We start from the raw sequence: 14645 nt of genomic DNA, 5'->3' as shown, positions 1-14645 counted from the left end.
AGGGCCGAACCCACGCTCGGTCGGCCCTCCCGCGCGCAGTCGGGCCCATTTCAATAGATGGCAGCTATCGAATTTTAGATTTCGATCATTAATTCCATCAATGAAGTTGAGAATGGTTGTTGATTGTCAACTGAGAATCATTATCATTTAACTCGTCCCTCGCACGAGTCCAGATGCTCATGAATGCTCAACCTGTACTGCTGCGCCCCGAAACGCTGACCCTCCGCGACCGCCCGGTGCGTGTCGTGCCGCCGGAAGAGGTCATCGACAGCGAAGCCCTGCTCAAGGGCCGTCGTGAAATCCTGATCCAGCACGGTGACCGTTTCTACCGTCTGCGTCATACCAGCAACGACAAGCTGATCCTGACCAAGTAACGCGGTCTGGTCGCCCGCCTCCCTCCCTCCTGTCGGCAGCGCCGGCAGGGTGGGCGACCCGTCCGCTCCTGCTCTCTCCCCCTCGGTCTACCGTTCATGCCTGTCTGGCGTGGCGGTGGCCGGGGGTTCCCCTGCCTGACCGAACGATGCCGATGACCCGCCCGACTGCCCTTTCCATTGCCCTGTGGATGGCTCTGCCGCTGTCCGCCCACGCTGCTGCCGATGCCGCGCCCGACGCGCGCGAATTCGATCGCGTGCAGGTCACCGCCACCCGTACCGAACGTGCGGTCAGCGATGTCGCCGCCACCGTCGATGTGATCGACCGCGAGCAGATGGACCGGCAGCTGGTGCAGGACATCAAGGATCTGGTCCGCTACGAGCCGGGCCTGTCGGTCAGCCGCAGTGCCACCCGTTTCGGCCTTGGCAGCATCCGCATCCGCGGCCTGGATGGCAATCGCGTACGCATCCAGACCGATGGCATCGCCATGCCGACCAGCTTCAACATCGGTTCGTTCTCCAACGCCAACCGCAACTTCACCGACCTGGACACGCTCAAGCGCGTGGAGATCGTGCGCGGGCCGGCGAGTTCGCTGTACGGCTCGGACGCACTTGGCGGCGTGGTTGCCTTCGTCACCAAGGATCCGGCTGATTACCTCAAGGATGGCAAGGACAGCTACGTCGGCCTGAAATTCGGCTACGACGGCGAGTGGAAGGGCCTGCTCGGCGGCGTCACCAGCGCTTTCGGTGGCGAGCACTGGAGCGGCATGGTCAACATCAACCACCGCCAGGGCCAGGAAACCGACAACAAGGGCGATGTGCGCAGCAATGACAACACGCGCACCGCGGCCAACCCGCAGGACCGCGATGGTCGCAGCGGCCTGGCCAAGCTGGTCTATGCGCCCAGCGAAGACCAGCGTTTCCGCCTGACCGTGGAAGGCAACGAAGACAACACCGATACCGACGTGCTGTCCTCGATCGACCGCACCACCACCACCGGCATGAAGGCGCGCGACAAGCAGAACCGCACCCGCGTGTCCTTCGCCCACGAGATGGATGCGCTGGACAAGGGCTTCGCCGACAGCCTGCACTGGCAGGTCTACACGCAGGACAGCGAAACCACGCAGCGCACCGATGAGGCGCGCGCCAACGGCAGCCGCCGCCATCGCGAGTTCAGTTTCGACCAGCGCGTCTATGGCCTGCAGGCGGTGTTCAACAAGGCCTTCAGCACCGGCAGCGTCGAACACGCGCTGACCTATGGCTTCGATGGCGCCCGCACCGAGATCCGCCAGAAGCGCGATGGCTACCAGGTCAGCAATCGTGGCGTGGTCAGCACGACGATCCTGCCCGACGCGTTCCCCGTGCGCGATTTCCCGATCAGCAAGACCACCGAGCTGGGCCTGTACGCGCAGGATGAAATGCGCCTGGCCGATGGCAGGCTGTCGTTGGTGCCGGGCGTGCGCGTGGACCGCTACGAACTGAAGCCGGACGTGGACAGCATCTTCGCCGAGGACAACCCCGGCGTGGCCGTGTCGGAGCTGAAGAAGACCAGCGTGTCGCCGAAGTTCGGCCTGGTCTATCGCTTCACCGACGAGTGGTCGCTGTTTGCCGGTTACTCGCGTGGTTTCCGCTCGCCGCCGTACAACGACGTCAACCTCGGCTTCACCAATTTCGCTTTCGGCTACACCGCCATTCCCAATCCGGACCTGAAGCCGGAAACCAGCGATGGCGTTGAGCTGGGCCTGCGCTTCCTGTCGCCGGCGGCGTACGTGAGCGTGAGCGGCTACTACAACGACTACAAGGACTTCATCGAGTCGCAGACGCTGGTGGGTACCAACCCGCAGGGCCTGATGGTGTTCCAGTCGCGCAACATCGCCGACGCACGTATCTATGGCGCCGAACTGAAGGCCGGCGTCGACTTCGGCCAGATCCGTCCCGCACTGCAGGGCTGGGCGCTGCGCAGTGCGGTGGCGTGGTCGCGCGGCGACAACAAGACCGAAGACACGCCACTGGATTCGGTCGATCCGCTGCGCGGCACCGTCGGCCTGATGTACGACACCGATACCTGGGGAGTTGAACTGGCAGGCACCTTCGTCAAGCGCAAGGACCGGCTGGCCAGCACCACCACCTATCGCCCGGCGGGCTATGGCGTGGCCGACCTGATGGCGCATTGGAACTTCGCCCCGGGCGCCACCTTCAACGTCGGTGTCTTCAACCTGGGTGACAAGCGTTACATCGACTGGTCCAACGTCGGCTCGACCCTGTCGGCCACCAGTACCGTTCTGGACCGCTATACCAGCCCCGGCCGCACCCTGTCGGCCAGCCTTGCCGTGTCCTGGTGATCCCATGAGCCGAGCCCTGTCCGCGCGTCGCCTGCCGTCCTCCCTGTCGCGTTCGTCGCCGCGGGCCTGGCCTGCGCCGGCACAGCTGGCAGCGCTCGGTACTGTGTTGTGCCTGTATCACGCCGATGGCAACGAACTGGGCGGTTGGCGCCAGGCGGTATCGGTGCATGCCTGCCAGGGCGTGGACAGCGAGGGCCTGCGCGAAAGCCTGTGCTTCCTCGATGCACGTGGCAGTTGCGTGTGGCGCCTGTACCTGTTGCCGGACAGCGATTTCCTGGCCTGGGACCGGCTGGTGGCGACGCTGCCGCCGGGTCCTTCGCACGATAGTGATGGCAGCGTCGGTGAACGCCTGTGGCGGCGCCTCGCCGGGCATCTGGGCGGACAGCGCTGGCGTCTGTGCACACTGCGCCTGCACGCCGCCGACGAGGGCCGGACCCTGGCCGCCAGCCTGTCCACGCTGTCGTCGCTCGGTGCCGCCACCGCGCGCCGCATCGCACGCATGGAAGGCGCCGAAGGCGAACTGGCGATCGACGACTGCTGCTGCGCCGACGCCGCACGCCGCCCTGCCGCGCGCGCTCCCGGCGACCTGCCGCTGGTACGGCTGTGACCTGATTGCGATGGATTGCCTGCCGGCCAGGATGGCCTTTCCACGAAACCTGCAACCCCGAAGGAAGACCCGATGAAGTTCCAGACAGCCAGCGTGATGGTGCTGCTCGCCGCCAGTGGCGCCGCCAGCGCGCAGCCCTCCGACATCGCCCGCGACCATGACAGCATCCTCGCCATGCAGGGTGAGTACACGGTGGATTTCGCCTTCGATGAGACCGTGCTGCTGAAGCCGGGCTACGAGCGCGCGCCGGCCATGCGCAGCGGTGGCAACGAAGTGGTGATCGTGGTCGAGGACACGCCGAAGCGCATCGTGCTGCAGCACCTGCTGCTGGACGAGAAGAGCGGCCACGTGACCAAGCACTGGCGGCAGGACTGGGTGTATGAAGCGCCGAACCGCTTCGAGTTCAGCGCCGACCAGACCTGGCAGGTGCGCACGATCGCAGCTGCGACCAACCAGGGCGCCTGGACCCAGTGCGTGTACGAAGTCAGCGATGCACCGCGCTACTGCGGCACCGGCACGTGGACCTACCTCAACAACGTGCCGACCTGGACCAGCGACATCAGCTGGCGGCCGCTGCCACGCCGCGAGTACACCAAGCGCAGCGATTACAACGCGCTGGCGGTGGTCAACCGCCACACCCTGACCCCGAACGGCTGGACCCACGAGCAGTTCAACACCAAGGTGCAGCGCAACGCGGATGGCAGCCAGGTGGAAATCGCCCGCGAATTCGGCTTCAACGACTACACCAGGACCACCGAGGTCGACTTCACCCCGGCGCGCGATTACTGGAAGGCCACCGCCGGTTACTGGAGCAAGGTGCGCCAGCGCTGGGACGGTTTCCTGACCCAGGCCCCGGGCGTGCACCTGAAGACCAAGCTCGACGGCATGGCGATGATCATCCCGTTGTTCACCCAGGCCGAGGACGTGCAGTCCGGCAAGAAGGTGAAGGACGCGCAGATCGACGAAGTCTTCGCCAAGTACGTGGAAAAGGCGCCAAAGGAAGGTTGATCGGCGCGCTGCGGTGCCGGATGCGCACTGCACTGGTGGGTGCCGAGCTTGCTCGGCACGCTCTCCGGCGGTGATTGCACCCGGCATCCACGCATGGCGTGGATCTACTGGGACCATCGGCACTGCATCCACGCATGGCGTGGATCTGCCGGGATCATCGGTAATTCATCCACGCTTGGCGTGGATCTACTGGGCTCGCTGGTAGATCCACGCCATGCGTGGATGCCTTTGCCACAGAACAGCGTCAGGCCTCGCGCAGCGCCAATGCCGGTGGCGTGTGCAGGATCCGCCGGGTCCCCAGCCAGCCGGCCAGCAGGCTCAGCGCGATGCCGAGCAGGCCACCCAGCAGCAGGCCAGGCCACGGCGGCAGCAGCGGCAGTTCGAACACCTTCTGCGACACCGCAACGCCGATCACCGCTGCCGCGCCCACCGCCAGCAGCGCCGCCAGCGCGCCCAGCGCACCGAATTCCACCAGCACCGCGCCACGCAGCTGGCGCCGCGTCGCACCCAGCGTGCGCAGCACCGCGCTGTCATAGCGTCGCTCGCCCGCCGTTGCCTGCAGCGCCGCCAGCAGCACCAGCACGCCGGCCAGCAGGCTGAACACCATCACCAGCTGCACCGCCTGCGCCACCCGTTCCATCACATCGCGTACCTGCGAGATCACCGCATCCACGTCCAGCAGCGAGAGGTTGGGCTGCGCGCGCACCAGGGCCCCGAGACCCGCTGCCTGTCCCGCCGGCAGGTGGAACGCCGACAGCAGGTTGTGCGGTGTATCGCCCACCGCATTCGGATTCAACAACACGAAGAAGTTCGGCCGGAAGGTGTTCCAGTCGGCCTTGCGCACGCTGGTAACGCTGAACTCGCGCTGCTGCTCGCCCACCGCAATGGTGATGCGGTCACCGGGGTACACGCCGTAGCGCTTGGCCCAGCCGATCTCCACGGATGCCTCCGCGGCGGTGCTGTCCGGCTTCCAGAACGTGCCGTTGACCAGCGTATTGGCCGGCGGGAACGTGCTGCGCCAACTGAAGTTCAGCGGCCGGTTCTCGTCATCGTCGTCGCGCTGTCCTTCACCCTGCGGCTGATTGTCGTCGGCCGGCGTGCGATCCACTCGCAGCGGCGGCTTGCCGTTGATCGCGATCAGGCGGCCGGTGGCCATCGGTTCGATGCTGGCATCATCCGCACCCAGGCCCTGCAGTGCAGCCAGCACGCTGTCGCGCTGCTCGGGCTGGATGTTGATCAGGAAATAATTGGGCGTGTCCGCAGGCAGGCGCTCGCGCCACTGCTGCAGCAGGCCGGGGCCGATCACCGCCAGCAACAGCAGGGCGCACAGCGACAGTGACAGCCCCACCAGCTGCATCACCGCCAGCATCCGCCGCCGCGTCAGCGCCGCCAGGCCCAGCCGCCAGTTGCCGTGCAGGCGGTGCTGCAGCCCACGCAGCAGCTGCAGCAGCAGGAACCCGACCACGCCCGCGGCCACCGCCAGCCCGGCCAGGCCACCCAGCACCCACAGCGCCAGTTTCAGATCGCCGGTGACCTGCACCGCCAGTACCAGGCTGGCCGCCAGCGCTGCCACATAGGCCAGCAGCGAGGCCGGCGGCAAGGCAGCGAACGAGCGGTTGAGCACGCGCATCGGCGGCACGCCACGCAGGCGCAGCAGCGGCGGCAGTCCGAAGCCGAACAACAGCAACAGGCCGATTCCCGCGCCGGTCAGCGCAGGCATGGCTTCGGGCAGCGGCAGGCGTTGCGGCACCAGGCTGCCCAGTACCTGCACCAGTCCTTCCTGTGCCGCCATGCCCAGGCCGATGCCGATCGCACACGCCGGCACCGCCAGCATCAGCAGCTGCAGGGCCAGGCCGGCCAGGATGTCGCGCTGGCGTGCACCCAGGCAGCGCAGGATCGCCACCTGGTCGATGCGACGCAGCGCGAACCGGTTGGCCGCCAGTGCGGTGGCAACGCCGGCCAGCAGCACCGCCAGCAGCGCGCTCAGGCCGAGGAAACGACCGGCCAGGTCGAAGGCCTGGCGCACACCGCGCTGGGTATCGTTCACGCTGAGCAGGCGCATGCCTTTTACCTGCGGCAGCAGCCATTGCCGGAATGACGCGATGTCGGCGGCAGGGCCGGCGAACATCACCCGGTAATTGATGCGGCTGCCGGGGCCGAGCAGGCCGGTGCCTTCCACATCGGCGCGGTTGACCAGCAGGGTCGGCGACAGCGTCAGCAGGTCGCCACCGGCATCCGGTTCCGATTCGATGATGCCGGCGATGCGCAGCGTGCCCGCACCGAATTCCAGATCGTCGCCAGCCTTCAGGCCCAGTGCCTGCAGCAGGCGTGGGTCGGCATAGGCCTGGCCCTTGGCCGGCATTCCGGCATCGGCGATCAGCGCGCCGCCGGGCGTGGCACGCACGCGCAGCGCGCCGCGCAGGGGGTAGCCCGCTTCCACGGCCTTGATGCTGGCCATCTGGCTGGCATCGCCCTGGAACAGCACGCTGCCGAAGCTGGCCAGCCGCGTATGCGCCAGGCCGCGTCGCTGCGCCTCCTCAGCGAACGCGGCGGGCGGGTCATCGCGGCCGGCAACACCGAGGTCGCCGCCGAGCATTTCCGCCGCGCTGCCGGTCAATGCCAGGTTGACCCGGTTCACCAGCGTGCCCACCGCCGTCATCACCGCCACGCCCAGTACCAGGGCGGCGAACACGGTCAGCAGGTCACCTGCCAGGGCCTCGCGGCGCAGCGCGCGCCACGCATGCCGCAGCAGGTTCATGCGTCCACTCCATGTTCCACCGGCTGCAGGCGGCCGTTGTCGATGCGATGGATGTACTGGCAGCGCTGCGCCAGGCGCAGGTCGTGGGTGACCAGCACCAGCGTGGTACCGCTGCCGGCGTTGAGTTCGAACAGCAGATCGCTGATGTGCTGGCCGGTGGCCTGGTCCAGTGAACCGGTGGGTTCGTCGGCGAACAGGATGCGCGGGCGGCTGACGAACGCCCGGGCAAGGGCGACACGCTGCTGCTCACCGCCGGACAACTGCCGCGGATAGTGGCGGGCGCGATGCGAGAGCCCGACCGCAGCCAGCACCTCGTCCACCCGCGTGCGGTCCTCGCGCCCGGCCAGTTCCAGCGGCAGCGCGATGTTCTCGGCCGCCGTCAGCGCCGGCAGCAGATGGAAGCTCTGGAAGACGAAGCCGACGTCGCGCGCGCGCAGCTGTGCACGCGCTTCTTCGTCCAGTGCCGTCAGATCCTGGCCCGCCAGCGCGATGCGGCCACGGCTGGGCAGGTCCAGCCCGGCCAGCAGGCCGAGCAGGGTGGTCTTGCCGGAACCAGAGGCGCCGACGATGGCTACGCTGGTGCCTTCATGGACGGTCAGGGTGATGTTGTCCAGTATGTGGACTTCACCCTCCGGGCCATGCACGGATTTGCCGACCTGGTCGACGGCGATGGCGACGGGCGCGCTGCGGGGGGACAGGCTGTCGATGAGGAGACTCCAATGCACAAGACGGAATGGAGCCGGCAAGCCGGCGCAATGATGATGGTGCTGCTAGGGTTGCTGCTGTTGCCGGCACTGGCGTGTGCCAAAGGTCCGGGCGGCGGTACCGTGCTGGTGCTCGGTGACAGCCTCAGTGCCGCCCACAATATCCCGGCCGATGCCGGCTGGGTCAGCCTGCTGCAGCAGCGGGTCAGGCAGCAGTCGAAAACCCCGCCGCGCATCGTCAACGCCAGCATGAGCGGGGAAACCACTGCTGGCGCGCTGACCCGCCTGCCGGGCCTGCTTGGCCGGGAGAAGCCCACGGTGGTGGTGATCGCCCTCGGTGGCAACGATGCGCTGCGCGGGCTGACCCCGGCGCAGGTGCAGGGCAACCTGGAAAAGATGGTGCAGGCCAGCCAGAAGGCCGGTGCCAAGGTCCTGCTGCTGGGCATCGACGTGCCGCCCAACTATGGGCCGGGCTACCGCCAGCGCCTGGCTGCGGCGTACCGGGCACTGGCCACGCAGTACAAGGTGCCGTTGCTCCCGTTCCTGCTGGAAGGCGTGGCCCTGCAGCCCGGCTTGATGCAGGCCGACGGCCTGCATCCCACCGCCCAAGCGCAGCCGAAGGTGCTGGACAACGTCTGGCCGCTGCTGAAACCGCTGCTGTGAGCACGCCATCTTCTTTTCATTGACGCAACTTCACATCGCGTGCACCGTCGATCGGGCATGTTTCACAAAGCTGAAGAAAGAGGGATTCTCATGCGTCAGACGAAGGAGACTTCCGGCTTGGTGCTGGTGGTCGAAGACAACCGCAATATCTCCGAGATGATCGGTGAATACCTGGAAGGCCGTGGCTTCGAGGTCGACTATGCGCAGGATGGCCTGGACGGCTACCGTCTGGCTGCCGAGAACAGCTACGACGTCGTCGTGCTGGACCTCATGCTGCCGCGGCTGGATGGCATCGAAGTGTGCCGCCGGCTGCGCAACGATGCGCGCAAGTCGACCCCGGTGCTGATGCTGACCGCGCGCGACACGCTGGATGACAAGCTCACCGGGCTTGGCTTTGGTGCCGACGATTACCTGACCAAGCCGTTCGCGATCCAGGAACTGGAAGCCCGCCTGCGCGCGCTGATCCGCCGCGAACGTCGCCAGGTGGGTTCGGAAGTGCTCAAGGTCGCCGACCTGGTGCTCGATCCGGTCAGCATGCGTGCCACCCGTGCCGGCACCGAGCTGCAGCTGTCGCCGATCGGCCTGCGCCTGCTGACCATCCTGATGCGTGAATCGCCGCGTGTGGTCACCCGCCAGGAAATCGAGCGCGAGATCTGGGGCAACGGCCTGCCTGATTCGGACACGTTGCGCAGCCATCTGTACAACCTGCGCAAGATCATCGACAAGCCGTTCGATCGGCCGCTGCTGCACACCGTGCAGAGCGCGGGCTATCGCATCGCCGATATCGCCCAGCCGATGGCCTGATCGACGTCGTGCCGGTGTTGCAGCAGAACCGGCACGGCCGTGGTCGGCAGGGAAGGGGTGAACGTTCCGGATACCGGGTCGTCATCGTCCATGCACGATCACGGCACAGCGCGCTGCCTATAATCGCAGCGCTCTGACCGGGACATCGCAATGCCGCACGGCCTGCCGCGCAAGATCCGTATCGCTTTCATCCTGCAAGCCGTGCTGGCCAGCCTGGGTATCCTGCTGGGTGCCTGGCTGGTTTCGCTGGTGATCAAGCACAGCCTGGTGGGCGCTGCCCTGCGCGAAGAAGCGGCGTACTACTGGACACTGCACGAGGCCTCGCCCGTGCAGCCGCCGCCCAATACCCAGAACATCCGTGGCTACCTGCTGGAACGCGGGCAGTCCAGCCTGTCACTGCCGGCCAACCTGCGCACGTTGGAACCGGGTTTCCACGAACTGCCCGACGACGATCAGCTGGTGCTGGTCGACGCCCGCGAAGAGGGGCGCCTGTACCTGGTGTTCCTGCGCTCGCGCGCGGAGATGCTGGCGTTCTGGTTCGGCATCGTGCCGGTGCTGCTGACCCTGCTGGCGGTATATGGCGCCTCCTGGATCACCTACCGTGCCTCCAAACGCCTGGTATCGCCGGTGAACTGGCTGGCGCGCCGTGTCTCGCGCTGGGATCCGGGCCATCCGGAAGCGGCCGACCTGGAGCCGAACAAGCTGCCGGCGGACATGCAGGGCGAGACCCGGCAACTTGCGGCGGCGCTGCATTCGCTGGCCAACCGGGTCACCGCGCACGTGGCGCGCGAGCGCAACTTCACCCGTGATGCCAGCCATGAACTGCGCACGCCGCTGACCGTCATCCGCGTGGCCAGCGACATGGCGCTGGGCGATGAAAGCCTGGAGCCGCGCCTGCGTCGGAGCCTGCAGCGCATCCAGCGTGCCGGGCGGGACATGGAAGCGGTGATCGATGCCTTCCTGATCCTGGCCCGTGAGGCCGACGTCGAGCCGCAGGTGGAGCTGTTCGACGTCAACGACGTCGTCCGTTACGAAGTGGACAACGCCAACGAGCTGCTGGTGGGACGGCCGCTGGCGGTGCACCTGCACAGCGACGCGGCCGTGCAGCTGCACGCACCGCCGCGGGTGCTGCAGGTGGTGGTCAGCAACCTGGTGCGCAACGCCTGCAGCTATACCGATGAAGGCCGCATCGACGTGCACGTGCACAACGACCGGGTGGTGGTGAGCGATACCGGCATCGGCATGTCCGCCGACGCGCTGTCGCGTGCGTTCGAGCCGTTCTATCGTGCCGATCCCAGCCGACCGCAGGGCACTGGCCTGGGGCTGTCGATCGTGCGCCGCCTGTGTGACCGCTTCGGCTGGAAGGTCAGCCTGGCCAGCGAGCTGGGCAAGGGCACCGAGGCGACGGTGATTTTCCGCTGAGGGCCGCTTGCCACCTCGGTAGTTGCCGACCTTGGTCGGCGCTTTCACTGGGATGCAGGTGGACGCATTCATGCCAACCAAGGTTGGCAACTACCGGAGCACGCGCGTTGTCGCGGTGGTGCCGGCCGCTGGCCGGCAACCTCGGGATCAATCAGTTGCAGTTGACCTTCGGCGCCAGCGCCTTGGTCCAGATCGCATAGCCGGCCGGGGTCATGTGCAGCATGTCCTCGCGGAACAACGACGCATCGGGTTGGCCGTCGGCCCCGAGCATCGGTGTGTAGATGTCGGTGTAGCCGGTGTTGGGCAGCTTCGCCAACGCAGCCTTGATCTTCGCGTTGGCGTCGTTGATCGCCGGCAGCAGGTGCGCCCGCGAGGGGCTGGGCTTGATGGAGACGTATTCCACCTTCGTCTGCGGCAGGTCGCGATGCACGCGCTGCACGAAGGCCACCACGTCATCGCGTACCTGGGTCGCGCTGCGGCCGCTGTTGAGGTCGTTGTCGCCGGCGTAGAAGAACACCTTGCACGGCGCGTACGGCACGATGGCCTGGCCGGCGTACCAGGTGCTGTCGCGTACTTCCGAACCCCCGAAGCCGCGGTTGAACACCGGTTGCCCCGGGAAATCCCGGGCCAGGCTGTCCCACATGCGGAAGGACGAGCTGCCGATGAACTCGATGCCGCCGCGCGGCGGCGGATTGGTCCGGTCGGCGCTGGCGAAGGCGGCGATGTCGGCCTCCCAGGCCACGTTGGAGACCTGCGCAGGGACCTGCGGCGACGCCGGCGGGCTCAGGGCCTGGGCCAGCGGCGCGGCCAGCAGGCCGAGCAGGATCAGGCAGGTGCGGGGACGGGTCATCAGGCACTCCGGCAGGGCAGGGGTATCCATCATAGAAGCTGGGCTGGCCCCGCGCTTGGCCGCGCTGGGCCGTTTGCGGGGTCGTTCGCAGGGCCTCGCGGCGGGGCGTGCGGGGTGCCATTGCCGCCCTTGTGGCAAAATGGGGGCTGTCTGCCTATCCCTGTGCACCCATGATTTCCTGCCGTGCGTCTGAGCGGTCGCTGCGCCGCGCCCCTGTTGCTGGATCCATCACCCGTGGCTGATCAGTTCGGCCACATGCCCCGCGGCCCGCGCCGCATCTTCCAGGCCGCCCGCTGGTCCTGGCAGGGCCTGCGTGCTGCCTGGCTGCACGAGTCCTCGTTCCGGCTGGAGGTCTACCTGCTGGTGCTGCTGACCCCGCTGGCGATCTGGCTGGGCCAGACCCCGGTGGAGCGTGCGCTGATGATCGGCTCGATGCTGCTGGTGCTGGCGATGGAGCTGGCCAATTCGGCCATCGAGGCGGTGATCGAGCGCTATGGCGCGGAAATCCACGAACTGGCCGGCCGCGCCAAGGACATGGGCTCGGCGGCGGTGTTCGTGCTGATGATGAACGTGCTGCTGTGCTGGGCCCTGGTGCTGGTGCCGCGGTTGTTCCCGGCCAGCGTCGGCTGATCCTTCTTCCTCCCCCTTGTTGAAGACTTCCCATGTCCCTTGAGCTTCTCGCCGATCCGAACGTCTGGTTGACCCTGTTCACCTTGAGCGCGCTGGAAATCGTGCTCGGCATCGACAATCTGGTGTTCATCTCCATCGCCGTCAGCAAGCTGCCCGAAGAGCGCCGCCCGTTCGCGCGCCGCCTCGGCATCGCTGTGGCCTGCATCACCCGTATCGGCCTGCTGGTCTCGCTGGCGTACCTGGCGCACATGCAGGCAAACCTGTTCACCGTGGCCGGCATGGGCATCTCCATCCGCGACCTGGTGCTGATCGTCGGTGGCCTGTTCCTGATCATCAAGGGCTGGATGGAGATCAAGGAGATGATCACCGGTGGCGAGGACGAGGACCCGACCACCACCAAGACCTCGGCCGTGTTCGGCTACGTGATCGCGCAGATCGCGGTCATCGACATCGTGTTCTCGCTGGACTCGGTGATCACCGCTGTCGGCATCGCCGACCACGTGCCGGTGATGGTGGCGGCGATCCTGTTGTCGGTGGCGGTGATGCTGCTGGCGGCCAATCCGCTGGGCCGCTTCATCGATGCCAACCCGACCGTGAAGATGCTGGCCCTGGCCTTCATCCTGCTGATCGGCGCGGTGCTGATCCTGGACGGCCTGGACGTGCACGTGCCCAAGCCCTACATCTACGCCGCGATGGGCTTCTCGGTGCTGGTGGAGTGGCTGAACCTGCTGATGCGCCGCCGCGCACGCGAACACCACGTGCCGGGCGCCGGCGACTGGTAAGCAAGCGAGACAGAACCCCCGGCCCGGCCGGGGGTTCTGCGTTTCAGTCGCCGCTGCGCTCGCCGGGCATGGCCCGGCGCTACCCAAGCGTGGGCCCGTTCCGGTAGCGCCGGGCGATGCGCGGCGGGGCTTCTTCCCGCAATGCCGGCTTGCACCTTCCACTTGTGAATCGGGATCAACACTGTTTTCCCGCGTAGTGGCTTACTCCCGGCCGGCAAAGCGCGCAGGCTACGCGCTCATTTTCCACAGGGCCTGCCCCCACGCAGGCAATCCCCATGAATTCCAGAGCCGCATTGCTGGCCCTCGCCGTCGGCGCCTTCGCCATTGGCACCACCGAGTTCACGCCGATGGGCCTGCTGCCGGTCATCGCCAACGGCGTGGGGGTCAGCATCCCCACCGCCGGCATGCTGATCACCGCCTATGCGGTGGGCGTGATGCTGGGCGCACCGGTGATGACCCTGCTGATGGGACGCTTCGGCAAGCGCACCGCGCTGATGCTGCTGATGTCGATCTTCGTCATCGGCAACCTGCTGTCGGCGCTGGCCCCGAACTACGGCCTGCTGCTGCTGTCACGGCTGGTGACCAGCCTCAATCACGGTGCGTTCTTCGGCATCGGCGCGGTGGTCGCCGCCAGCCTGGTGCCGAAGGAGAAGCAGGCCGCGGCGGTGGCGACGATGTTCATGGGCCTGACCATCGCCAACATCGGTGGCGTGCCGCTGGCGACCTGGGTCGGCCAGCAGCTGGGCTGGCGCCTGGCCTTTGCCGGCACCGCCGTACTCGGTGTGGTTGCGATCAGCGCGTTGGCCATGGCACTGCCGCCGTCGGCCGCGGGCGCGCGCCCGGATGTCCGGCGTGAACTGAAATCGATCATGCAGCCGCAGGTGCTGCTGGCGATGGCCACTACGGTGCTGGGTGCAGGTGCGATGTTCACCCTCTACACCTACGTGGCGCCGGTGCTGACTGAACTGACCGGTGCGTCGAATGCCTTCATCGCGCTGTCGCTGGCATTGATCGGCATCGGCTTTACCTTCGGCAACGGTATTGGCGGCCGCATGGCCGACTGGTCGCTGGACGGCGCCACCCGGATCCTGCTGGCGGTACTTGCGGTGCTGATGTTCGTGCTGCCGCTGGCTTTCATGAGCCACGCGACTGCAGCGCTGGGTGTACTGCTGTTCGGTGCGGCGACCTTCGCGATCGTGCCGCCGTTGCAGATCCGGGTGATGCAGGCGGCCAGCGAGGCGCCGGGTCTGGCGTCGTCGATCAACGTCGGTGCTTTCAACCTCGGCAATGCACTGGGCGCGGCGCTGGGTGGTGCGGTGATCAGCCTGGGGCTGGGGTACGCGGCGATTCCGGTGGCCGGTGGCCTGCTGGCAGCGTCGGCGCTGCTGCTGGCATGGCTGGGGCGGGCACGCGCGCCGGTGGCTGAGGCTTGCTGAGGGACGAGTTCCGGCAGGGCTGCGCCCTGCACCCGCAGAGGCGGTAGTGCCGGCCGCTGGCCGGCAACCTCAACAGCAACGGCGGGCATTCCGTGGGATGGCGGGGTGGGTCAGCTTGCGGGGGACGCTGCAAGTACGTCCATGTAAGCTCGGTCGCGCCATCCATGGCGCTCACGCCCCCAGCCAACCCACCCTCGCGGCCACGGACGGTTTCCTGCGCACCGCGGGAAGATCAAAAGAAAAAGAAAAATCAAAAGCGAAAACCGAT

At 67.1% G+C, this 14645-nt stretch carries 13 protein-coding genes; 10 read left to right on the top strand and 3 right to left on the bottom strand.

Annotated elements, in window-relative coordinates; translation table 11 throughout:
- Positions 1-179 precede the first annotated feature (179 nt).
- The 4 genes from hemP (at position 180) to AC1DCU_RS18990 (ending at position 4328) form a co-directional block, all read left to right on the top strand.
- Complete coding sequence (hemP, locus tag AC1DCU_RS19005) at positions 180-374, top strand: hemin uptake protein HemP (RefSeq protein ID WP_005412278.1); 195 nt, start codon at positions 180-182, stop codon at positions 372-374.
- Positions 375-526: 152 nt separating this feature from the next.
- Positions 527-2713, top strand: a complete 2187-nt coding sequence (locus tag AC1DCU_RS19000; protein WP_025877865.1) for a TonB-dependent hemoglobin/transferrin/lactoferrin family receptor — start codon at positions 527-529, stop codon at positions 2711-2713.
- 4 nt (positions 2714-2717) lie between these two features.
- Positions 2718-3320: a ChuX/HutX family heme-like substrate-binding protein gene (locus tag AC1DCU_RS18995; protein ID WP_282280388.1), complete on the top strand. Its 603-nt coding sequence runs from the start codon at positions 2718-2720 to the stop codon at positions 3318-3320.
- Between the two features lie 72 nt (positions 3321-3392).
- Positions 3393-4328: a DUF6607 family protein gene (locus AC1DCU_RS18990; protein WP_282280389.1), complete on the top strand. Its 936-nt coding sequence runs from the start codon at positions 3393-3395 to the stop codon at positions 4326-4328.
- A gap of 244 nt (positions 4329-4572) precedes the next feature.
- Here the strand turns inward: AC1DCU_RS18990 and AC1DCU_RS18985 are convergent, their stop codons facing one another.
- Together AC1DCU_RS18985 and AC1DCU_RS18980 are read right to left on the bottom strand one after the other, a co-directional pair.
- Positions 4573-7086, bottom strand: a complete 2514-nt coding sequence (locus AC1DCU_RS18985; protein ID WP_282280390.1) for an ABC transporter permease — start codon at positions 7084-7086, stop codon at positions 4573-4575.
- Positions 7083-7730, bottom strand: coding sequence for an ABC transporter ATP-binding protein (locus tag AC1DCU_RS18980; protein WP_059066070.1), 648 nt, complete (start codon positions 7728-7730; stop codon positions 7083-7085). The genes AC1DCU_RS18985 and AC1DCU_RS18980 overlap by 4 nt, the downstream gene beginning before the upstream one ends.
- A 75-nt stretch (positions 7731-7805) precedes the next feature.
- Here AC1DCU_RS18980 and AC1DCU_RS18975 point away from each other — a divergent pair, with 75 nt between their 5' ends.
- The 3 genes from AC1DCU_RS18975 (at position 7806) to AC1DCU_RS18965 (ending at position 10679) form a co-directional block, all read left to right on the top strand.
- Positions 7806-8453 (top strand): arylesterase, encoded by a 648-nt coding sequence (locus AC1DCU_RS18975; RefSeq protein ID WP_442252091.1) that lies wholly within the window; start codon positions 7806-7808, stop codon positions 8451-8453.
- Between the two features lie 90 nt (positions 8454-8543).
- On the top strand, positions 8544-9257 hold the full coding sequence (locus AC1DCU_RS18970; protein ID WP_002811889.1) for a response regulator transcription factor: 714 nt from the start codon (positions 8544-8546) through the stop codon (positions 9255-9257).
- A 150-nt stretch (positions 9258-9407) separates the two neighbouring features.
- A complete protein-coding gene (locus AC1DCU_RS18965; protein WP_442252090.1) occupies positions 9408-10679 on the top strand; it encodes a sensor histidine kinase in 1272 nt (423 codons plus the stop codon).
- A gap of 151 nt (positions 10680-10830) precedes the next feature.
- Here the strand turns inward: AC1DCU_RS18965 and AC1DCU_RS18960 are convergent, their stop codons facing one another.
- Positions 10831-11529, bottom strand: a complete 699-nt coding sequence (locus tag AC1DCU_RS18960; RefSeq protein WP_442252089.1) for an SGNH/GDSL hydrolase family protein — start codon at positions 11527-11529, stop codon at positions 10831-10833.
- A gap of 234 nt (positions 11530-11763) precedes the next feature.
- Between AC1DCU_RS18960 and AC1DCU_RS18955 the strand changes: the two genes are divergently transcribed.
- From AC1DCU_RS18955 to AC1DCU_RS18945, 3 genes are all read left to right on the top strand, one after another.
- Complete coding sequence (locus AC1DCU_RS18955) at positions 11764-12159, top strand: diacylglycerol kinase (RefSeq protein WP_025877898.1); 396 nt, start codon at positions 11764-11766, stop codon at positions 12157-12159.
- A 32-nt stretch (positions 12160-12191) separates the two neighbouring features.
- Positions 12192-12941 carry a TerC family protein gene (locus AC1DCU_RS18950; RefSeq protein ID WP_025877899.1) on the top strand — a complete coding sequence of 250 codons (750 nt, stop codon included), beginning with the start codon at positions 12192-12194 and terminating at the stop codon, positions 12939-12941.
- A 275-nt stretch (positions 12942-13216) separates the two neighbouring features.
- Positions 13217-14377, top strand: a complete 1161-nt coding sequence (locus tag AC1DCU_RS18945) for an MFS transporter (RefSeq protein WP_442252088.1) — start codon at positions 13217-13219, stop codon at positions 14375-14377.
- Positions 14378-14645: the final 268 nt, after the last annotated feature.

Source organism: Stenotrophomonas sp. 10L48 (assembly GCF_056395105.1).
This window is presented reverse-complemented; position numbering and strand designations above follow the sequence as displayed.

Excerpts from the sequence above, each read along its gene's own strand:
- hemP (WP_005412278.1), top strand. The coding sequence starts at position 180 with ATGAATGCTCAACCTGTACTGCTGCGCCCCGAAACGCTGACCCTCCGC.
- AC1DCU_RS19000 (WP_025877865.1), top strand. The coding sequence starts at position 527 with ATGACCCGCCCGACTGCCCTTTCCATTGCCCTGTGGATGGCTCTGCCG.
- AC1DCU_RS18995 (WP_282280388.1), top strand. The coding sequence starts at position 2,718 with ATGAGCCGAGCCCTGTCCGCGCGTCGCCTGCCGTCCTCCCTGTCGCGT.
- AC1DCU_RS18990 (WP_282280389.1), top strand. The coding sequence starts at position 3,393 with ATGAAGTTCCAGACAGCCAGCGTGATGGTGCTGCTCGCCGCCAGTGGC.
- AC1DCU_RS18985 (WP_282280390.1), bottom strand. The coding sequence starts at position 7,086 with ATGAACCTGCTGCGGCATGCGTGGCGCGCGCTGCGCCGCGAGGCCCTG.
- AC1DCU_RS18975 (WP_442252091.1), top strand. The coding sequence starts at position 7,806 with ATGCACAAGACGGAATGGAGCCGGCAAGCCGGCGCAATGATGATGGTG.
- AC1DCU_RS18970 (WP_002811889.1), top strand. The coding sequence starts at position 8,544 with ATGCGTCAGACGAAGGAGACTTCCGGCTTGGTGCTGGTGGTCGAAGAC.
- AC1DCU_RS18965 (WP_442252090.1), top strand. The coding sequence starts at position 9,408 with ATGCCGCACGGCCTGCCGCGCAAGATCCGTATCGCTTTCATCCTGCAA.
- AC1DCU_RS18960 (WP_442252089.1), bottom strand. The coding sequence starts at position 11,529 with ATGACCCGTCCCCGCACCTGCCTGATCCTGCTCGGCCTGCTGGCCGCG.
- AC1DCU_RS18950 (WP_025877899.1), top strand. The coding sequence starts at position 12,192 with ATGTCCCTTGAGCTTCTCGCCGATCCGAACGTCTGGTTGACCCTGTTC.
- AC1DCU_RS18945 (WP_442252088.1), top strand. The coding sequence starts at position 13,217 with ATGAATTCCAGAGCCGCATTGCTGGCCCTCGCCGTCGGCGCCTTCGCC.